Below are 21,492 nucleotides of genomic sequence, written 5' to 3' on the forward strand. Positions count from 1 at the left end.
TGATGTTACTTGCGATCGTCTTTGGTGTCCGGTAGCGGATCGACGCTTTCCGGATAGTCTTCCGGCCGGTTGGCGCGGTCGATCAGTTGTGTCATTTCAATACCGCGCGCCAGCTGATCGTCATGGAAAAAACGCAGCGTAGGAACAGTGTGGATATGCAACATCTTGAACAACAGGGAATGCAGCCAGCCTGCTTTCTCATTAAGCAGGGCAGCCGCCGTTTCCGGTTCAGCGCCAAGTACGGTGAACCATACCTTGGCGTGCGCGTAATCGGCCGACAAATCCACGCCTGTCAGAGTAATCAGGCCCGAGCGCGACATATCGAGCTCGCGCTGAATCAGCACTGCCAGATCTTTCTGGATCTGCTCGGCCAGACGGACGTTCCGGTTTGCACCGGAGGATTTATGACGGTTCATAATAATTTACAGTGTGCGGGCAATTTCTTTGATTTCAAAAATTTCAAGCTGATCGCCAACTTCGATATCGGAATTGCCACGCAAGGTGATACCGCAATCGAAGCCGGACTTGACTTCCTTGACGTCATCCTTGAAGCGCTTGAGAGAATCGAGCGAACCGGTCCAGTGCACCACGTTGTTACGCAACAAGCGCACTTGTGAATCACGACGGACCACGCCTTCGGTGACCATACAACCGGCCACTTTACCGATACGGGAAATACTGTAGACCTCGCGGATTTCAACCATACCGATCACTTCTTCACGCTCTTCAGGCGCCAGCATGCCGGACATGGCATTGCGAACGTCATCGACCGCATCGTAAATGATGTTGTAGTAACGCACATCAATACCGTTAGTCTCAGCCAGTTTCTTGGTGCTCTGGTCTGCACGGACATTGAACCCGATCACAACAGCATTGGAGGCAATAGCCAGGTTGATGTCGCTCTCGGTAATGCCGCCGACTGCCGCGTGCACAACCTGGACACGCACTTCGTCGGTTGACAGTTTGGTCAGGGACTGCACCAGCGCTTCCTGGGAACCCTGCACGTCGGTCTTGACGATCAGCGACAATGTCTGCATGCCTTCGCCAATGTTGTCGAACATGGATTCGAGTTTTGCTGCCTGCTGTCTGGCCAGTTTGACGTCACGGAACTTGCCTTGACGGAACAGCGCGATCTCGCGCGCCTTGCGCTCGTCAACCAGCACCAGCACCTCGTCACCTGCCTGAGGCACTTCTGTCAGACCCTGGATTTCAACAGGAATAGCCGGACCGGCTTTGGTAATCGGTTTACCGTTTTCATCAAGCATGGCACGCACGCGGCCAAAGCTTGCGCCGGCCAGCAATGCATCGCCACGATTGAGCGTACCGCTTTGCACCAGAATGGTGGCCACCGGACCGCGACCCTTATCAAGGCGCGCTTCGATCACGATACCCTTGGCTGGTGCGTCTACCGGCGCTTTCAGCTCAAGAATTTCGGCCTGAAGCAACACGTTTTCCAGCAATTCATCGATGCCCTTCCCTGTCTTGGCCGAAACCGGCACAAAGGGAACGTCACCGCCATATTCTTCGGGAACCACTTCTTCAGTAACCAGTTCCTGCTTAACGCGTTCCGGATTGGCTTCGGGTTTATCGATCTTGTTGACTGCCACAACCATGGGCACACCAGCCGCTTTCGCGTGATGGATCGCCTCTTTGGTTTGTGGCATCACGCCGTCATCGGCCGCCACAACGAGAATGACAATGTCGGTAGCCTTGGCGCCACGGGCACGCATGGCGGTAAACGCCTCGTGGCCCGGGGTATCCAGGAACGTCACCATGCCGCCTTCGGTCTGAACGTGGTAGGCACCAATATGTTGCGTAATGCCGCCGGCTTCGCCCGAGGCCACTTTGGCACGGCGAATGTAATCGAGCAGCGAGGTTTTACCGTGGTCAACGTGACCCATGACAGTCACCACCGGTGCACGTGGCAGCAACTCTGCGTCTGCACCTGTATCACCGATATCCAGGAACGCTTCGGGATCGTCAAGCTTGGCAGCAATCGCATGATGCCCCAGCTCTTCGACCACAATCATGGCGGTTTCCTGATCCAGGACCTGATTGATGGTGACCATCTGGCCCAGCTTCATGAGCTCTTTGATCACTTCGGCAGCTTGACAGACATTTTGTGGGCCAGATCGGCCACAGTAATAGTCTCGGGCACGTGAACTTCACGAGCAATAAATTCGGGTGTAGATGGCTGATTCACCTGTGCGTGCTGGTGCTTATTGCGACCGCGTGATCCACCACGACCACCGGAAGAGCGCCAGCCGTCTTCCTTGCCTGCGGGACCGGCGCGTTTTTCAGCAACGGCTTTTTTCCCGCGAGACTGTTCGTCTGACCATTTCTTGTCTGTTTCAGCAGGCTTGTGCGAGCCAGGAGCAGCAAGGGTTTTGACATCCTTCTTGCCGGCCTTTTTAGTGGCTTCTGCCCCTTCGGCAGTAGGCGTGGCGCGCAGTACTTTACGCGGCTTGTTCAACATGTCGCGCAGGGCGGCAGCCTCGGCTTCAGCCTGGCGGCGCGCTTCATCGCGACGGGCATCGGCGGCTTCGCTGCGCGGGGCCACAGGTTTGCGGGCGCCTGTTGCGGCACGCGATGTGTCAGGCTGACGCGGTTTGGTCTGCTCGCTGCGAACCGTTTCAGGCTTGGCCTGATCCCGGGTGCCTGGGTTGTGCGCATCGGCAGCGGCCGGCGCACGATCTGTTGCCGACGGATCCGCAGCAGCTTCTGAAGCCGCAGGCGTTGCCGTACTTTGCGCTGGCTTTGGTTCCGTTGCCTGAGCAGGCGACGCAGCCGCTTGTTCAGTGGCCGTCTGCGCAGTCTCTGCTGGCGCCTGAACAGCTGCAGCTGGCGCTTTTTGCGTTTCCTGCGATTCCTGTACTTTTTCGCCTGCGGCTGGCTGGGTCGCCTCGGCCTGCGAGGCCGCCGCTTGGCTGGCCGTTGCGGATTCTGGTGCCGGTACGGAGGCTGGTGCTGGCGACGCTGTCGCTTCAACCGGAGCCGTCGCGGCTACCTGAGTATCGGCAACAACCGGTGCTGCAACCTGCTCAGAACCGACAGCTGCGGCAGTCTCGTTTGTTTCAGGTGCATCGGCTGCATCTGACTTGGCCTCAGTGACATCCCGTTTGACGAAGACGCGTTTTTTACGTACTTCGACCTGAATGGTCCGCGAACGGCCGGAGCCATCCGCCTGACGGATTTCTGATGTTTCGCGACGAGTGACGGTGATTTTTTTTCCATCTTTTGCACCATGCGCACGACGCAGCGAGTCCAGAAGTTTCGCTTTGTCGCTTTCGGTCACGACATCTTCCACCGATTTCAGATTCACGCCAGCCGAGCGAAGCTGTTCAAGCAACACATTCGCTGGCATTTTGAGTTCGACGGCAAACTGGTTTACGGTATTACTGGGCATTAAGTTCTCTCTTCCCTTACAACGTTTCAATTACTGGCTGATGGCCACTGAGCAAAGTGTGAACTTCGTTATTCAGGGCTGGATCGACAAAGCCGCTGGCATAGAGTGCATCGCCTGCACGGTAGCCAACCATGCGACGATACACACTCAACAGTGCTACCCCGCAATCACTTTTCGTCGTCATCAAACCAGTGCGCCCGGGCGCGCATGATAATTTCGCTGGCCTGTTCATCTGTCATACCCGTGATTTCAGCCAGTTCGTCGGTCGCAAGTTCGGCCAGATCATCAAGCGTTGCCACGCCGGCGTCGCCCAAAGTGGCAACCAGTTCCGGGGTCATGCCTTCAAGATCCAGCAAATCCTGCGCTGTTTCAACCCGCTCTTCCTGGGCAATGGCCTCGGTCAGCAGGGCAGTACGTGCGCGGTTGCGCAATTCGTTGACGGTTTCTTCATCGAAGCCATCAATTTCCAGCAATTCCTGGATAGGGACATAAGCCACTTCTTCCAGTCCGGTAAAGCCTTCATCAATCAGAATATCAGCTACCTGTTCATCGACATCCAGGCGCTCCATGAACATGGCGCGCTGGCCTGTGCGCTCTTCCTGCTGGCGATTCTGATTTTCTTCCGGTGTCATGATATTGATCTGCCAGCCGGTCAGATCAGAAGCCAGACGCACGTTCTGACCACGCGAACCAATCGCTTTGGGCAGATTTTCGGCGTCGACAACCACATCCATGGCATGCTTGTCTTCATCTACAACAATGGATTCGACCGCGGCCGGCGCCAATGCGCCGATCACGAATTCGGCCGGTTCGTCGGCCCACAATACGATATCGACCTGCTCTCCGCCCAGTTCGTTACGAACGGCGGTAACGCGCGAGCCACGCATACCCACGCATGTACCGATGGGGTCAATACGCTTGTCATATGCCACAACTGCAATTTTAGCGCGAAGTCCGGGGTCGCGGGCCGCTGCCTTGATTTCAAGCAAACCCTGTTCGATCTCGGGAACTTCATTCTCAAACAGCTCACGGATAAATTCTGGAGCGGTGCGCGACAGCAGGACCTGCTGCCCTCTTGCCGTACGGTCAACCTTGGCAACCCAGGCGCGAACCCGGTCACCTACGCGCAGATTCTCTTTGGGAATCATTTCGGAACGAGGCAGGCGCGCTTCAATCTTGCCCGTTTCAATAATGGCGTCACCCTTGTCGAGCCGCTTGATGGTCCCGGAAATAATGGTCTCGCCACGATCCAGGAAATCGTTCAGCACCTGTTCTCTTTCGGCATCGCGAATTTTCTGGATGATTGCCTGTTTGGCAGCCTGGGCCCCGATACGACCGAACTCAATCGGTTCGAGCGGCTCCTCAAGATATTCGCCTTCCTTGATACCAGGCTGAATTTCCTGCGCTTCAGAAAGCAGTTCCTGGCGATCCGGCTCCTGCAGACCTGCCTCATCAGGCACCACCAACCAGCGTCTGTAGCCCTCATGCGAGCCATTCGAACGATCAATATCGACACGAATATCGGCGTCTTCCTTAAAACGTTTTTTCATCGCAGAGGCAAGCGCGTTTTCAAGCGCACCAAATACGACCTCACGCGATACGTTTTTTTCACGTGCCAATGCATCTACAAGCAGAAGAATTTCGCGACTCATCGCTTTTTACCCTTGAAATCAAGAACCGGATCCAGCTTTGCTTTTTCGATATCATCGAAAGCAAATTCAATTGTCTGTGTCTCGTTCTTTTTAATGTCAAATTCCAGACAGAATGTCTCTGTCGGCGCACCATCTGAACTATCTTTATGCCGCAGAATGCCGGTAAATACCTTGCGATTGTCCTGCGGTTCCCTTAATTTTACTTCCACACGCGCCTGCTGCGCAGCAAACCGATCAAAATCGCGACGCGTGCGCAACGGCCGGTCTACACCCGGAGAGCCCACTTCAAGCCGCTTATATTCGATGTTTTCCACTTCGAATACGCGCGACAATTGCCGCGACACCTGTTCGCAGTCTTCAATCGTAATCCCGCCCTCGCGGTCGATCGTGACCCGCAACAGCCCAGTGCAGCCCGTTCGACATCAACGAGTTCAACACCAAGGCCGGCGATTGCCTGTTCGGTAAGTGTGTATAAATCAGTCATACAATAAAAAATGGGCCTTTTCCAGCCCATTGTTGATTACAGTTATGCGCGCAAAAAAAACCGCAGATGCAGCAATTTGCAGATGCAGCCATTTGTTGGCAGCCTACCCGACATTTCCATCCGGCCAGACCCATAAAAGCCGCTTGCCTGAAAAAATAAGGTATACATAGCTGTTTCTGGTTATTGTTTTGGTACCGGGCACGAGCGCAGAGCACCTTGCCGCCCCTCCGGCGTTGCATCTGATCAAAGACCGAGCAAATCTACCTTGCGGCTAAACTACCGTGAACACTGCGCACAACGCCCTTTACAATGCATTAAGACAAACCCTTTTGGGCCACCTTAATTTGAGCCGCCTTAAGGCAAGCACAACAAGCACAGGCACAAAACACTAACCAGGCAATTAGTTAATCAGAAATTATAACAGAATAATCAATACTTTACTATTTATTCAACATAACATCAATTTGGTCCGCGACAAGCGCTTACATTCATCCGCAGTACCGCAGACCATGGTACATCTGCCTATCGTCCGTTACGATTGCGACCAATAAACCCCAATTGAGATTCATGCGCAGACGGGCCGGACGGCTGCCATTCATCACGACTACGCGATGACGCCTGGCGGGTATTGGAGCGCCCGCCGGCATTACCGCCGCGTCCGCCGCCTTTGCCATTACGAGGCTGCTCGCTCTTGTCGGCCTGCCGCGCGCCGTTGCGACCTTCGCCACGCCCCTCAGTTGGTCCGCTCTGACGTCGGTTATTGTATAACCCGGTACCAGCACGACCCTGACGGGGCGCGCCAGCGCCAGGCGCGGCGGTCCCTGGGCGGCCATTACCATTACCACGCCCGTGCGCCGAACGCCCGCCCGGCGCATGAGATCGCACCTTGACCGGCGTCTCAAAACCCGGAGGCATGGCATTATCGTGGGAAATAGGCTGGCGCGGCCGGCGATGATCTGAGCTGTCTTCCTCTTTGACCAATCCGGTCTGGATCATCAACGCCGTGACCAGCGCCGGATCCAGCTCTTCCCAGCGACCGCGCTTCAGATTGCGAGGCAGCACGATGTCGCCAAAACGGGTGCGAATCAAGCGACTGACCGTCACACCCACAGCCTCGAACATGCGTCGCACTTCACGATTGCGACCTTCCTGCAACGTAACCCGGAACCAGCGGTTACTCCCTTCGCCACCAATAAATTCCATACTGGTAAAGGATGCTGCGCCATCTTCCAGCACAATGCCGGTAACCAGGCTTTCACGCTGAGCGTCCGTCATCTCTCCCAGCACACGCACCGCATACTCGCGTTCGTTACCAAACCGCGGATGCATGAACCGGTGCGCCAGATCGCCCGAAGTGGTAAATATCAGCAACCCTTCGGTATTCAAGTCCAGCCGGCCTACAGAAATCCACTTGCCAGTGCGCATTTTGGGCAAACGCGAAAACACAGATGCACGACCTTCGGGATCGTCATGACTGACAATTTCTCCGGCAGGTTTGTGATACAGGATAACGCGCGGCGGACGCTTGGCATTGGGCCGCATCACCAACTGGCCATTTACCCGAACCTGATCCTGCGACCCGACTCGCTGGCCAATGTGAGCAGGCTCACCATTGACCGACACGCGACCGGCGATAATCAACTCCTCCATATCCCGACGTGAACCGACACCGGCATCCGCCAATACTTTATGCAGCTTGGGATTGACGGCATCGCTATTGAGAATCTTGTTCAGTTTCTGCTCAAGACGCGCAGTGCCATCAAGATAAGCCAGCGCCTGATCCGCATCCTGCTCATCCTGGGCCGCGGTAAAGGGGCTGCCCACCTGCTCCTGGCGTTCCGGACGTGCCTGAGGCGTACGCCCCTTGCCGCCGGGGCCCTGCGCCCGGCGCACGACGCGGGCGCGGCTGCGCTTTCTTGACTGGCGCAGCACTCACTTCGGCCGCCACTTCGAGCTGCTCGGTTTTTTCCACCACCGCATCGGCGCGACGGCGACGAAACGGCGTGCGCAACTTGCGCCCCTTGCCTTTCTGACGCGCATCGGCCTCAGGTGCCGCACCGGTCAGGTCGGCTCCCTGAATCGTAATTACTCTGGTGACAGAATCATTGTCGTATTCGTTTGAACGGTTTGAACGCGTTTCATTTGAATTATTTTCCGCATCAACGTGATCCGAACTATTCATTATGTTGGTAACTCCAAAAAACTATGTTTTATTCTTTAAATCGTCGTTTTGATTATCACTCGCCTCCCGGTCTGATGAAATGTCATCAGCAGGATCAACGCTATGATCGTCTGGCTGTTCATTTTGCGATGTCGAATCTGGGTCGAACCCAGCCGGCATCTCTTGGGCGGCTGATGCTGTCTCGTCTGCAGCAACCATCTCTTCGGTCACATCGCCGCAGGCAACGCGCTCTTGAGTCTTTCCGGTATTCTGCGCTTGCGCGCTGGCAGCAGGAACAAATCCGTCTGCACCAATATTGCCTTCTTCTGATACTTCGCTGATTTCATCAGAGCTTTCATCGGTCAATTCCGATACATCACTGGTCGATTCGGCCATCACATCGGGCAACCGATACGCTGACTCGGACACGACCTGGATATCAGCATCATCGCCATCAACCTCTGCCAGCGTCGACTCAGACAGGGTTGAATCAATCTGCACCGAGCCGACCGCATCGGGCGCTGACGCGTCAGATGCAGAGTCATCGGAACCCATTTCTGATTCTACCTGCTCCTGAGCAGGTTGTTCCGAAGCCGTGATATTCATATCCAGCCCGGACAAATCCGGCATGCCCGCCTCGCCACTTTCCAGTACAGGCAAGTCATCAAGCGCTTTGAGTCCAAGATCATCGAGAAACTGCTTTGTCGTGCCCAGTAACGCCGGACGCCCAGGGGCATCGCGATGTCCTAACACGTCTATCCAGCCGCGCTCTTCTAACGTTTTGATGATTTGTGATGAAACCGTGACCCCGCGAATATCTTCTATGTCTCCGCGAGTGACAGGCTGACGCCAGGCAATAATTGCCAAAGTTTCCATGACTGCCCGTGAATATTTGGGCGGCTTCTCTGGATTCAGGCGTTCTAAATACTTTTGCATCTCGGGTCGGCTTTGAAAACGCCAACCACTTGCCAATTCCGATAATTCTAAACCTTTATCTGCCCATTCGTCTTGCAATACCTGCAACTGTTGCTTAATTACATCATTGTCAATTTCATCCAAATCACTAAACAACTTGCGCAAATCCCCTATTTTCATAGGCTCATCGGCGCACAGCAAGGCGGTTTCTAGGATTTTTCGAGATAAATTCTGGTCCATGATATGTCGCTTTGTATTATCAGACTTGCATCATAACTCAAAATGGGCTAATATTCTTTTCTTACACAGACGCGGGGTGGAGCAGTCTGGCAGCTCGTCGGGCTCATAACCCGAAGGTCGTAGGTTCAAATCCTGCCCCCGCAACCAGATTCAAAAAATGGCCCAAGTGCATATTAAAAAGCACTTGGGCCATTTTCATTTTCCAGCCCCCTGCCTTTATCTTGTTTGTGCGGCACCCTCTGCCGGCCACCTGACCACGGTCATCAGCTGTCTACAATATTGCAACGAATCAGTCGGGACAAAACTGATTTACCTGTGTCCTTTGAGGCCGCGCAACCCTATTTAAAACAACGCTTGGCCGTAATCATGGCGCCATGACAACATGGCTAGCGCAGCGTACCGCCAAAGAACGATACCCCTTTTGTTTAATATCGCGATTTTTCCCGAACGCATCCCTTGCAGTCAATCCGCAATCGTAAATGTTGGACCTCAACCGAGATGACAGGGATTTGTGGGGCAGATAGATTGTCTCAAAATCATAATACCGTTGACAATTGAACATGCCGACTCATAAGCATTTGATTTTATTGACGAATTATTTCACTACTCGAAACAAAATTATCCGTTGATTTTCACCTTATATTTGTTAATAATCAGTCTGTTAAATATTTCAATTATTTACAAACAGTAAGGGTGAATAAGCAACCTCGCCCGTCCAGAACAAAAATTAACCAGTTAACAGGATAGGTGAGACATGGCTACAGTAGATATTGACCTTACAAATCAAGGCGTCGGAATAATAGATCAAAGCGACTATGACGGCGATACAGTATTAAATGTTCTTTCGGATGGCTATTCGGTTCTGGATGTTCGTAATGAGAACGGGCCAACAGGCGATGTTCTCGAGGTTCAATATACCTACGTGACTCAGGATGTTGACCATGATTTTTTGCATTTATACGAAAATTCACATGTCAAGTTGTTGTCTCCCATCAATCAGGCTGAAAATTTTTCTCATGGTTTCCAAGTGGACGATAATGCAACACTGGAAATTTCCAATGAATTTCTCTCCAGCATGCCCGCTGGACAAGAATACGTTATTGAAGGCGCTGGTGACACAATCATTGATGCGACCGGCCTGGACGTAAGTACGCTCAATATCCAGTACGGCCCGTCCGAATATAGTCACTTGTCATTCGTGGGCGCCGATTACGTAGAATACGATCAACTCTTAGGCACATCACTGGTCTTCAAGGATTATCAGGCAACATTGTCGGAGAGGTGAGTTTAAGAGGCCAAATGCTTAGCCCCAATCAGCCACTATATATTGACCCTGCCAAGTTTCAGATTAACGGTGGCACCGTTTATTACGCCTGCTATCTGAAAGGCACTCATATTGCAACGCCAGTTGGTGAAACTAGAATCGAAAGCCTCAAGGCGGGCGATCAAGTTTTGACAGCTGGCGGCGGAACGGCCACCGTGAAATGGATCGGATACCGAACCCTGTTCAAAAAGCGCATTCCGGAACAAGATGCGAAACGAGCTTTCCCTATCCTATTTAAGAAAGGCTGTATCGCCGACAACGTGCCGCATTGCGACCTGGTCATGTCTCCGGGCCATCACGTTTTCTTTGATGGCTACTTGGTGCCGGCTATGGCCCTGGAGAACGGCATTTCAATTGCGCAGCAGTTCGACATGCAATCGTTCCAGTATTTCCATGTGGAGCTCGAGCAGTTCGACATCCTGCTGGCCGAAGGTATGCCCGCTGAATCGTACGTCGATACGGGTAACCGCAGGATGTTTCAGAACGCACATCACGTCGCAATGAATCCAGATTTCGGACCCGCAACTGGCCGACCTGACATACCCGGCATCACGTTGATTCGCAAAGGTCCAGTACTGGAAGGGATTCGTGCAAAACTACTTGAGCGCGCCAATTGGATGCAAGTTCCAAAAGGACAAAAGCGAGCTGGGTAAAAGATGCTCTGCGCTCAGCGCCGCGCCGTCAATTGATATCGCTTACGATTCGCTGGCGCTGCAGGATCCGAGCGCCCGACGCTACGAGTGCAAGGTCAGGCATGACTTTGAAGTTACGCAGTGGCATGCATAACATCTATTCATCTGGACTGTGTCGGCCTTAATCTCTGCACTCCCGAGCAACGGCATCAATCACCACTCCCTGCTGCCGGTAATGGCAGCGCGGTTTTGTAGCGGACCTGCTTGAGCGCAAAACTGGATCTTATTTTTTCTATTTCCGGCATTGGTGACAGCTGCTCTATGATGAAATGCTCCAGCGACTCAATATCCGGCACGGCCACCCGGATCAGATAGTCAGCATCGCCGGACATCAAATAGCACTCCATGACTTCGTCCCGCGAACAAACCCGCGATTCGAACGCCTGCAACGACGTGCGATCCTGGCGCTTGAGGCTGACCGAGATGAAAACGTTTAAATGCAAACCCAGTTTCTGGGCATCCAGCAACGCAACGTATTGCCGGATGATGCCCGCCGAATGCAGGGCCTTGACCCGCGCCAGGCACGGGGATGGCGAAAGATGCACGCGTTTTGCCAGCTCCACGTTTGAAAGATTGCTATCGCTCTGCAGCTCTTTCAGTATTTTCAGGTCAATATCATCAAAGCTCATTATGCCGCCATCTATTGATTTAAAAAAATTAAATGCTGAATATTGGACAATTTTACAGCATAATCAGTTAAATATATTGTCTTCTATAAATTATAATATAGCCATCACGGAGACAATATCATGAACGATTTCAGCCTTGCCTATAACCCCCGGCACTTGAGCTCAGGAACAGACGACGATGACCCGCTTGAAACCGAGGAATGGTGTGATGCCCTTGCCTCTGTAACCGCCGCGTCGGGGCCTGCCAGAGCCAAGCATCTGCTCAATGTCCTGCTCGATACAAGTCGCGATCTGAACATTCCCTGGCAACCCGCTATCGGAACGCCCTATATCAATACGATACCGGCAAATAAACAGGAGCCCTTTCCTGGCAATCTGGAAATCGAAGAAAAACTGGCGTCCATTATGCGATGGAATGCGCTGGCCATGGTGGTGCGCGCAAATGGTCAGTTTGCCGATCTGGGCGGCCATATTGCCAGTTACGCCAGCGCCGCTGATTTGTTTGAAGTCGGCTTTAATCACTTCTTTCGCGCTCCCCAAGACGGTGTGGCAAGTGATCTTGTCTTTTTTCAGCCCCATTCCTCACCGGGTGTTTATGCACGCGCTTTCCTGGAAGGCCGGCTGGATGAGCAAAATCTATTGCACTATCGGCAGGAAATAAAAGCAAAACGCGCAGGCGTCATGGGCCTGTCCAGCTACCCTCACCCATGGCTGATGCCCGATTTCTGGCAATTTCCCACAGGATCCATGGGCATTGGCCCGATCAGCTCGATTTACCATGCCCGGTTTATGCGCTATCTGCAGCACAGGGCCTTCAGAACACTGAAGGCCGCACCGTGTGGGGCGTATTCAGTGATGGCGAGATGGATGAACCAGAAAGCATGAGCGCCCTGACCCTGGCCGCCAGAGAGCGGCTGGACAATCTTGTCTGGGTTGTCAATTGCAACCTGCAAAGACTGGACGGCCCGGTCAGAGGCAACGGAAGGATTATCGACGAGCTGGAAATGCTGTTCAAAGGCGCCGGCTGGCACGTGATCAAACTGGTGTGGGGTTCAGACTGGGACGCATTGCTGGCGCGTGACGACGAAAAGGCGTTGCAAAAAATCTTTGCTGAAACGGTAGACGGGCAATTTCAAACTTTTGCCGCCAAGGACGGGCGTTACAACCGTGAGCATTTTTTTGGGCAGAATCCGCAGTTGAAAAAACTGGCCGACGCGCTCAGTGACGAACAGATTGATATGCTCAAACGCGGTGGCCATGATCTGGTGAAAATCCACGCAGCTTATAAAGCGGCCGCCAATCACCCAGGACAGCCGACCGTCATTCTGGCCCAAACGAAAAAAGGGTTTGGAATGGGCGATACCGGCCAGGGGAAAATGACCACGCATCAGCAAAAAAAATTAACGAAGGAAGCGCTTCTGGCCTTCCGAGACCGTTTCCACCTGCCCTTGACAGACACGCAGACCGAAAATCTTGAATTTTACAAACCCGACAGCGCTTGCGCGGAGATGCGCTATCTACAGGAACGTAGAAAAGCGTTGGGTGGCAGCATGATGAACCGTAACCAGGCCGCCCCGCCGTTACCTGTACCAGCTATTGAGCTCTATGGACAATTTGCCATCAAAGCCAACGACAAGGTGATGTCCACCACCATGGCATTTGTGCGAATGCTTGGCGGCTTGCTGAAGGATAGCAAGCTAGGCAAGCATGTGGTTCCCATCGTTGCGGACGAGGCCCGCACATTTGGCATGGCCAATCTGTTCAAACAGGTAGGAATTTACGCAAGTGCTGGCCAGCAGTATGAACCCGAAGATATCGATTCGATCCTCAGCTACCGCGAAGCCAAGGATGGGCAGATTCTGGAAGAAGGGATCAGCGAAGCGGGCGCAATCAGCTCGTGGGTAGCGGCTGCAACCAGTTATTCGGTGCACGGGATATCCATGCTGCCGTTTTACATTTTTTACTCCATGTTCGGGTTTCAGCGGATAGGAGATCTGATCTGGGCGGCCGCGACCAGCGAGCCAGGGGCTTTCTGCTCGGGGCCACTGCCGGACGAACCACGCTTGGCGGCGAAGGCCTGCAACACCAGGACGGCAGCAGCCAGCTTATCGCGTCGACCATACCGAATTGCCGGGCATATGACCCCGCCTTCGCTTTTGAAGTTGCCGTCATCCTTGACCATGGCATGCACGAGATGCTCGTTGAGCAGAAAGATGTTTTCTATTACCTGTCCCTGATGAATGAAAACTATGCGCAACCTACTCAGCCGGAGGGCGTGGAAAGCGGCATTATCAAAGGCATGTATCCGTTTTCTGAACAGAACGTCGATAAACCTCGTGCAACAGTGAAACTGCTGGGTTCCGGCGCCATTTTTCCTGAAGTGCTGGCAGCCGCACAGTTACTGGCCCAGGACTGGAATATCGAGAGTGACATATGGAGTGTTACCAGTTTTACCGAATTGGCAAGAGAAGCCAGGCAGGCTGAGCGATGGACCCGCTTGCACCCGGATCAGCCTGCACGGACGGGCTATGTGGCCGACTGCATCAACGGTGATATTCCGGTAATTGCTGCTACGGATTATGTGCGGGCATTGCCGCAACTTATTGCGTCATATATACAATGCCCATACACCGTGCTTGGTACCGATGGCTTCGGTCGCAGCGACACGCGCGCCAGGCTCCGGGAATTTTTTGAGGTCGACAAATTTTCAATTGTGATTGCTGCGCTCAATGCGCTTGCGCAACAGGGAAAATTAGCAGAACACTGTGCGCCGAGGCACTGACACGCTATCAGATCAGCGTAACCGATCAGCGCCCTGGGAGTGTTAAGGAAAATCAGAAATTTCCGAAATTGCAGCCTTTACCCCTGCCGGACTGACCCCAATTAGCTAGAATGTGACATTAGCTCCATTTTGGCCCAATACATGACATACGCGGTAAAAGAAATCTTCAAGACGCTGCAAGGCGAAGGGGCGCAAGCGGCCGCGCGGCCGTCTTCTGCCGGTTCGCCGGATGCAACTTATGGTCTGGGCGCGAGATTGATCGTGCTACTGCGGCCTGTACGTTTTGCGACACCGATTTTGTTGGGACCAACGGCATCGGCGGTGGTAAGTTTGCCAGCGCGGCTACCCTGGCCACGACGCTGGCCAAAACCTGGGGCCCGAACGCAGTTCGCGCTATGTTGTATTTACCGGCGGCGAACCGCTGCTGCAGCTGGATGTCGCTCTTATCGACGCGGTCCATGCCGAAGGCTTCGAGATTGCCATAGAAACCAATGGCACGCTGGCCGCACCGGCGGGAATCGACTGGATCTGTGTGAGCCCGAAGGGCAACAATCCACTGGTTCAAACGCAAGGCGACGAACTGAAACTTGTCTTTCTGCAATCTGATGCCCCGCCTGAGCGCTTTGAAGCCCTGGATTTTTCGCATTTTTTCCTGCAGCCCATGGACGGGCCGGGTCGCCTGGCCGCCACTGAACACGCGGTGCAGTACTGCATGGATCATCCCAAGTGGCGCCTGAGCGTGCAAACTCATAAATATATAGGCATTCCATGATTACCGTGACCCGTGCGCTGCACTTTGATGCCGGCCACCGCATTCCCGATCACAAAAGCCAGTGCCGCAACATGCATGGCCACCGCTACACGCTTGAAATAACGCTCTCTGGCCCCGTTTCAACGGTTGACGGCGCCCCTGACCGCGGCATGGTGATCGATTTTTCCGATGTCAAAGCCATCGCCAAAGCGCTGATCGTCGACGTATGGGATCATGCCTTCCTGGTGTATAGCGGTGATACGGCCGTACGCAGCTTCCTGGATTCCCTGGCTGATCATAAAACCGTTGTGCTGGATCGGATTCCCACTGCCGAAAACCTGGTCCAGATCGCGTTCGATACCCTGGCCGCCGCTTATCAGGCACAATACGGGGATCAACTGAAACTGACGCACGCCAGGCTATACGAAACGCCCAACTGCTGGGCCGATTGTTACGGATCTCAGGCTTAGGGAACCCCAGCACACTCATTCCAGGATATGGCGCTATAGCATGGCTCTAGGTTTTACGCTGCGCCCCATGCAATCACTTGGACGGTGAAAACGGCTGCCACCTCCAGTGCCCTGTTCCTTTCCCCTGCCCACCATATCGATCCCTTTGAACCCATATGCCGTTTGCGACGCACACATCGGGAAGGCATCACAACTGTGAAATTATCGGCCAACTCCGTTTCACTGTACGGAAAGTTCCAAATCCGGCGTTGACGCAATTCACACCTTAATCCTACACTGGCCCGTCTGTTTACTGGTCGCCAATGACAGCCGATCGTGTCAAGTTTTCGTTTTTTAAAGCTTCCGCACCTGGATGGCAGGGACTGCAGGGATGACGGTCGCCATTTTCATGTTGACGAAAAGCCATCGGAACGGCAGAACACAGCTTGAATCGCTGCTCGGCAGTCGGAGGCCTGCGCGACTACCTTGAGAGGCCTGATCATAGTGTCCTGGCGCTTTCAGTCGTGCCAGACAGCTTGTCCACGCACTCATATCCACACAAAGAGAACAAGTCACATGAATAACCAGATACGATCAGTTCGCTTTCTCGCACCTGTTGTTGCCCTGTGCGCTGCCCTGTCTTGCGGGACATCTCTCGCCGAGCCCTTTCCAAACCACACTGTTACCTTCATTGTTGGCTACAGTCCCGGTGGGGCTATTGACCAATCGGCTCGTCTGCTGGCGCAGGCGTTGTCAGAGCGCTGGAGACAAGCCGTTATTGTAGATAACCGCCCGGGCGCCAATGGCACGATTGCAGCCACCGCCGTAGCCAATGCCAAGCCGGACGGTTACACCATTCTGGTAACGGCAACAAGTCATAATTTGAATAAATTCGTCAACAAGAATTTGCGTTATGACGTTGAAAAATCCTTTTCACCGGTCGCCATGACGGTCGACGTGAGCAATGTACTGGTCGTCAATGCCAATGCTCCGTATCGAACCCTGGATCAGTTTATAGCCGCGGCAAAAACAGCACCCGATAAATTTAGCTATGCATCTCAGGGAATCGGCGGTATCCCACATTTGGCCGGTGAAATGTTCAAGTTAAAAACGGACACTCGCATCATGCATGTGCCTTATAAAGGCGCAGCACAAGGGATGACGGATCTGATCGGCGGTGTCGTGGATATGTCGATGCCTTCCACCGGCAGCGTAATGAACTTTATCCAACAGGGGAAACTACGCGCCCTGGCGATCGCTTCCAATCAGCGCTTCAAGCAACTTCCGGATGTTCCAACGTTCGCCGAAAGCGGTGTGCCCGACTTTATAGTCAGCACATGGCATGGATTGCTGGCCCCGGCAGGTACACCGCCTGAAATCGTATTTAAGATCAATGCGGATGTAAACGAAATTATTCAAACAGACGCGTTCAAAAACGCCCTGCTTACTCAGGGAAGCGTTGCCGCTGAACCTTTGACTGCCGATCAGTTTTCACAACGCCTGGCAAAAGAGCGCAAGATCTATGGGGAAGTGGCCAGCGCCATTCATCTGGGCGCTCAATAAAGCTGCCTGTGCTCACTGGCGTGCACAAGATCGAGGATCCGGTTTTTTATGAGTCTTCGCAGGTTCCGCTACTGCGACACAGTCAGCATGACCAGACAGGCTGCGCCTTATCAACGCTTCTCCGGCCCATGGTTTTACGGGCGCGCTTACCCGGATGATGGCGCTCGGACTATGAACTACAGGTCCACTATCGCTTAATAAACGGGTGTACATCAACACACCATTTGGTCCAGCCCACGATCTTGTGTACCAATTCTATAGATCGTGCACGCGCACCTCGTACTCGTTACTCGCCCACTGCGCAGATAGCGGTTAACCAGCCCATCTTTTCACCCAGTGGAAAGCTTGCAACTTGATATTGACCCGGCAGCGGACCTGCTCCTACACTGAATCGATTCCCTTGAGCATCGGATCACACCAGGTTTACTCATTATGATTTCCACAGAAATACAAGACCGTACGCCGTCATTTGCTGTCGATACACACGCCCACGTTTATGACCTGACCAAATATCCTCTTCATGAAAGCAGCGGATTTTCAATACTGGCCAATGAAACGGGAACGGCCCAACAATATGCTGCAGTTCTGAATGCGCATGGCATGAGCCATGCCGTGCTGATCAATCCTCTTGGCGGATACGGCGTCGATAACCGCAATATGATGAATGTCATTGGCGCATCTAACGGACGCTTCAAGGGTATCGCAGTGGTTCCACATGACATCACAGAGGAGCAACTGGACGCCATGATATCTGCGGGTATTGCTGGAATACGCTTCAATCTAAGCTTTCCAGCCAGCCCTGCGCTAACCGGCGCTGGCGGCGCAAGACTGCTTTCGCTGGCCGAAGAGCGCGACCTTATCGTACAGATTCATTACCACGAAGAAGCTCACTTGCTGGCTGCATTCGATATATTGCGGCTATCCCGATCGCCTATCGTGATTGACCATTGTGGTCGCCCTATATTGGAAAAGGGTGTTAATCAACCCGGGTTTCAGGCTCTGCTGGAACTGGGACGGTCACAAAACGCTATCATCAAGCTGTCGGGGCTATTTCGTTTCTCCGGACAAGGCTGGCCTTATCACGATGCGGAGCCCTATGTTGCAAAGCTCATTGAGGCTTTTTCTGAAGAGCGTTGTATCTGGGGGTCGGACTGGCCCTTTCTTCGCGCTAGAACGCGTATCGATTACGGACCGGAACTGGGCACGCTATCGCATTGGTTTCCGGATATTCAGAGTCAGCGCAAGGTGCTGTGGGATAACCCGGCCCGGATTTTTGGTTTCAAGGAAGAATAGATGTTTCTGGATCCTCTTGCCACACCCGGCTTTAAACGCTCTTTGTTCAATGCAATCGTTGCACCTCGTCCCATTGGATGGATCAGCACGATCAGCAGTTCAGGCAAAGTCAATCTGGCGCCATTTTCCCAATTCAATCTGGTTTCAACCGCCCCGGCCGTCGTGATGTTCTCTTGTAATACGCCGGACGATCGGCTGGAAAAAGACACGCTTGCCAATGTACGGGAGACCGGGGAATTTGTGACCAATGTGGTTTCCTGGGATCTGCGTGAAGCGATGAACCTGACCTCCACGCCCTGCCCGCGGCATACCGATGAGTTTGAACTGGCGGGCCTGGAAAAAGCGCCATCTATCCATGTGCGCCCGCCACGTGTCGCCGCGGCCCCCGCCAATCTGGAATGCCAGCTTTTGCAAATCGTGGAGATATTGCCCGAGCATCCCGGCGAAACTCGCAGCAGCGTGGTGTTGGGACGCGTGGTGGGCATACATATGGACGAACAGTACCTGACAGAAGATGGCCGCTTCGATTCCAGCAGGGCAAGACCACTGACGCGCCTGGGCGGGATCGACTACGCAACTGTCGGTACCGTATTGCAAATGCCCGCGCCTTTTCGCCGCACCGGAACATCTCATTGATCAGCAATTTAGTCATCAAGGAAAACAACATGCAGCCATCTCCAGACCAGACCATGAGCCCGTTCAGCGTACGCAAACGTAGTTTCCAGATATTCGATGAAGCCTCCTCTGAGCAAATTGGGGCCCTGCGGCGCTGGCTGATGCAAGGGCAAAATTTCATCGTGGAGTGGCTTGAAGCCGACGCCGACGGTGAAATAGTTTCCGTAGAAAGTAAATACGAGACACTGGTTCTCATGCCCGATGCAGGTGGCACAATCCATCAGGAGCAAAAACCTGGCTTGACAGCACCAGCCGGCTCGATTTGTATCGTACCGTCCGGGCGCTATTCAGTAACGCTACAACGGGGTGGACGCTACTGTATCATTGCCTCATCACGGAGCGATATTGATCCGAATAAAGTGTTGAACGCTGCAGCCTATACAGATCCGGATCCACGTATTAGTCCTGTAGGTGTGCCGTATCGGCGCCAGACCAGTCACGGTGCCATACAGGTACTGCAGTTGGACGATATTGCTGCGCCAGCCGACAATCCCCGCCTGAAAATGTTCCAGACAGAAACGCTCAGCATCAACTGGGTCGCCTACGACGGCCCTCGGACTCGCACTCTGTTGAGCCCTCACAGCCACGCCAATCACGAGCAAGGATCATTGGCCATCCAGGCCACTACAAACACCATTTACGAGTAAATTGGGGCAAAGACGCCAATCTGTGGCAGGACGATGAACACTGTGACGCGCCCTCGCCATCGCTCCTTGTGATCCCGGTACACCTCGTACATACTTCAGAAGGCGTCGGGGATGAAAAACACGTTCTTGTGGACATATTTTCACCCCCACGCGCTGATTTTATTGCCAAGGGATGGGTCTATAACGCCGGTGACTACACCGCCGACGCATAAGCAATTGGCCCTTCCCTATTATCCTGTGGTTGGTGTATTGTCACGAAACAATGCGGTCAATGTGCGCTCACTGTAGCGCCATGAGCGATCAGGCTGGCGCAGCAATGTCTCTTTGACCGCCGCAATCATGATAGGCGGTCGCGAAGGCAGCACGGGCTCGCCGTCGGCAGCATATAAACTCATAATATAGCCGCAGCGTGCCTGCTGGTCCTGTACCTGTTCAAGTCGAAAATTTTGCACGATATGTAAAGACAGACGCGGGCCCCGTTGCCTGCGTATACGGTAAAAATCCTGTATTTGCGACTGCCCCTGTCGCGTCTTCATACTCGTGGAAAAGATCGCGTCTGCGGTATAAAACTCATGTGCTCGCACCCCTCCATTGGCATCTACTTCATACCAATAGTCAACGGCCAGCGCCTCAAGCTCCTGTCTTATCAAAAGCGTTTTCTGCATTTCGTCCTCGAATGGAAAGATTCAACCTCATCCATTTCAATACTACTGAACTAACTCCAATACTGCTACGACACCGAAATAATATTTCACCTGTCGGAAAGCTCTAATACATTGCTTGGCACGCCGTCAGGGCGTTCTTATACTCGTTTTTATCAATGCACAGTACGAATTGACAACACCATAAATGCCAAAAGGAGACACCTTGAACCTGATCCGTTGTTGCACTTTAGCCGCTGCGTCCTTGATCCCCATGGTCACTTGTGCTGCCGGAGAATACCCGACAAAACCCATTCGGGTCATCGTACCTTACGCAGCGGGTGGATCCGATCATTACATCCGACCGCTACAAGAGCGCTTACAGGAAAAACTTGGCCAAGCTGTTGTAGTCGAAAATGTTGGTGGTGCAGGTGGCATTATCGGCTCCTCGCGGGTAGCAGCCAGCAAACCGGACGGCTATACCGTTTTGTTTGCCGGTAGCGGAGCAATTGTTACCGCTCCTAAAATAATAGGAGCATCCTATACCTGGAAAAGCTTTGCGCCAGTGGCCAATGTCATCGCAATTCCGTTCACCCTGGTCACTCATGAGCGATCGGGCATCAAAAACTTCAAGGACTTTCTGGCTCGGGCAAGCGCTGCGCCTGGCAAAATCCGATACGCCTCTCCCGGACATGGCACATCAACACAAATGGCAGCCGATGCCATGGCCACTGTCGCCGGAATAACAATTGAGGAAATACCGTACCAGGGTGGCGGGCCCGCCACAACCGCATTGCTCTCAGGCATCGTCGAAACAGCCATTGCCACACCAAGCCTTATCATGCCACAAACGCAGGACGGAAAAATAATCGCTTTAGCTGTCACCAGTGCGCAGCGCTTTGCTCCTTCACCGGATGTCCCAACGATGCGTGAACAAGGCGTAGACATTGCAGTGGTAGCACGCTACGGTTTTTTCATGCCGCATGGCACCCCCTCGGATATTGTCGATAAATTTGCCGGCGCCGTTGAATATGCTATCCAGGATCCAGGCTACATTGACCTGATGCAAAAGAGTTACAACGAGATTGAGTTTCTGAATCCTGCAGACTACAGCCATGCTGTAGAAGAGGAGGACCGATACTTTACCAAGCTAATGCAGGACATGGGCATGAAAATAAAATGAGCTCG

General features: G+C 53.3%; 14 protein-coding genes, 1 tRNA gene and 5 pseudogenes. 11 read left to right on the forward strand and 9 right to left on the reverse strand.

The features are described 5' to 3' along the window. Positions 1-5: 5 nt before the first annotated feature. The 7 genes and pseudogenes from rbfA to scpB all read right to left on the reverse strand — a co-directional run bounded on the left by rbfA (position 6) and on the right by scpB (position 8,858). Complete coding sequence (gene rbfA, locus TKWG_RS13125; RefSeq protein ID WP_014751293.1) at positions 6-416, reverse strand: 30S ribosome-binding factor RbfA; 411 nt, start codon at positions 414-416, stop codon at positions 6-8. 6 nt (positions 417-422) lie between these two features. Further along, positions 423-3,406, reverse strand: a pseudogene (infB, locus tag TKWG_RS13130) (translation initiation factor IF-2). 16 nt (positions 3,407-3,422) lie between these two features. Continuing rightward, complete coding sequence (locus tag TKWG_RS23670) at positions 3,423-3,590, reverse strand: hypothetical protein (protein WP_171815165.1); 168 nt, start codon at positions 3,588-3,590, stop codon at positions 3,423-3,425. Beyond that, entirely contained in the window at positions 3,574-5,058 is a 1,485-nt protein-coding gene (gene nusA / locus TKWG_RS13135; RefSeq protein ID WP_014751294.1) for a transcription termination factor NusA, read from the reverse strand. The genes TKWG_RS23670 and nusA overlap by 17 nt, the downstream gene beginning before the upstream one ends. Further along, positions 5,055-5,542, reverse strand: a pseudogene (rimP, locus tag TKWG_RS13140) (ribosome maturation factor RimP). The gene nusA and the pseudogene rimP overlap by 4 nt, the downstream one beginning before the upstream one ends. 522 nt (positions 5,543-6,064) lie before the next feature. Beyond that, positions 6,065-7,628: pseudogene (rluB, locus tag TKWG_RS13145) on the reverse strand (23S rRNA pseudouridine(2605) synthase RluB). Between the two features lie 117 nt (positions 7,629-7,745). Next, the gene (gene scpB, locus TKWG_RS22615) at positions 7,746-8,858 is read right to left on the reverse strand and encodes an SMC-Scp complex subunit ScpB (RefSeq protein ID WP_014751298.1); all 1,113 of its coding nucleotides are present in this window, start codon (positions 8,856-8,858) and stop codon (positions 7,746-7,748) included. A 70-nt stretch (positions 8,859-8,928) separates the two neighbouring features. Here scpB and TKWG_RS13160 point away from each other — a divergent pair. The 3 genes from TKWG_RS13160 to TKWG_RS13170 all read left to right on the forward strand — a co-directional run bounded on the left by TKWG_RS13160 (position 8,929) and on the right by TKWG_RS13170 (position 10,835). Then, positions 8,929-9,005: transfer RNA gene (locus tag TKWG_RS13160), tRNA-Met, on the forward strand. Positions 9,006-9,612: 607 nt separating this feature from the next. Beyond that, complete coding sequence (locus TKWG_RS13165) at positions 9,613-10,143, forward strand: hypothetical protein (protein WP_014751299.1); 531 nt, start codon at positions 9,613-9,615, stop codon at positions 10,141-10,143. 14 nt (positions 10,144-10,157) lie between these two features. Beyond that, positions 10,158-10,835: a Hint domain-containing protein gene (locus TKWG_RS13170; protein ID WP_014751300.1), complete on the forward strand. Its 678-nt coding sequence runs from the start codon at positions 10,158-10,160 to the stop codon at positions 10,833-10,835. 188 nt (positions 10,836-11,023) lie between these two features. Here the strand turns inward: TKWG_RS13170 and TKWG_RS13175 are convergent, their stop codons facing one another. After that, positions 11,024-11,503: an Lrp/AsnC family transcriptional regulator gene (locus TKWG_RS13175; protein ID WP_014751301.1), complete on the reverse strand. Its 480-nt coding sequence runs from the start codon at positions 11,501-11,503 to the stop codon at positions 11,024-11,026. 120 nt (positions 11,504-11,623) lie between these two features. Here TKWG_RS13175 and mdeB point away from each other — a divergent pair. From mdeB to TKWG_RS13210, 7 genes and pseudogenes are all read left to right on the forward strand, one after another. Continuing rightward, a pseudogene (gene mdeB, locus TKWG_RS13180) lies at positions 11,624-14,380 on the forward strand (alpha-ketoglutarate dehydrogenase). Between the two features lie 46 nt (positions 14,381-14,426). Next, positions 14,427-15,057: pseudogene (gene queE / locus TKWG_RS22620) on the forward strand (7-carboxy-7-deazaguanine synthase). Beyond that, positions 15,054-15,506 (forward strand): 6-carboxytetrahydropterin synthase QueD, encoded by a 453-nt coding sequence (gene queD / locus TKWG_RS13190; RefSeq protein WP_014751304.1) that lies wholly within the window; start codon positions 15,054-15,056, stop codon positions 15,504-15,506. Before queE ends, queD begins: the two are co-directional and overlap by 4 nt. Positions 15,507-16,061: 555 nt before the next feature. Continuing rightward, entirely contained in the window at positions 16,062-17,048 is a 987-nt protein-coding gene (locus TKWG_RS13195) for a Bug family tripartite tricarboxylate transporter substrate binding protein (RefSeq protein ID WP_014751305.1), read from the forward strand. 432 nt (positions 17,049-17,480) lie between these two features. Further along, positions 17,481-18,341, forward strand: a complete 861-nt coding sequence (locus TKWG_RS13200; RefSeq protein WP_014751306.1) for an amidohydrolase family protein — start codon at positions 17,481-17,483, stop codon at positions 18,339-18,341. Beyond that, a complete protein-coding gene (locus TKWG_RS13205) occupies positions 18,342-18,977 on the forward strand; it encodes a flavin reductase family protein (RefSeq protein ID WP_014751307.1) in 636 nt (211 codons plus the stop codon). A 29-nt stretch (positions 18,978-19,006) separates the two neighbouring features. Then, positions 19,007-19,663: a hypothetical protein gene (locus TKWG_RS13210; protein ID WP_148274545.1), complete on the forward strand. Its 657-nt coding sequence runs from the start codon at positions 19,007-19,009 to the stop codon at positions 19,661-19,663. 230 nt (positions 19,664-19,893) lie between these two features. Here the strand turns inward: TKWG_RS13210 and TKWG_RS13215 are convergent, their stop codons facing one another. Next, a complete protein-coding gene (locus TKWG_RS13215; protein WP_014751309.1) occupies positions 19,894-20,328 on the reverse strand; it encodes a hypothetical protein in 435 nt (144 codons plus the stop codon). 202 nt (positions 20,329-20,530) lie between these two features. On the opposite strand from TKWG_RS13215, the gene TKWG_RS13220 reads away from it, so the two are divergent. Beyond that, positions 20,531-21,487 (forward strand): Bug family tripartite tricarboxylate transporter substrate binding protein, encoded by a 957-nt coding sequence (locus TKWG_RS13220; protein ID WP_171815166.1) that lies wholly within the window; start codon positions 20,531-20,533, stop codon positions 21,485-21,487. Positions 21,488-21,492 lie beyond the last annotated feature (5 nt).

This window comes from Advenella kashmirensis WT001, assembly GCF_000219915.2.
Classification (GTDB): domain Bacteria; phylum Pseudomonadota; class Gammaproteobacteria; order Burkholderiales; family Burkholderiaceae_B; genus Advenella; species Advenella kashmirensis.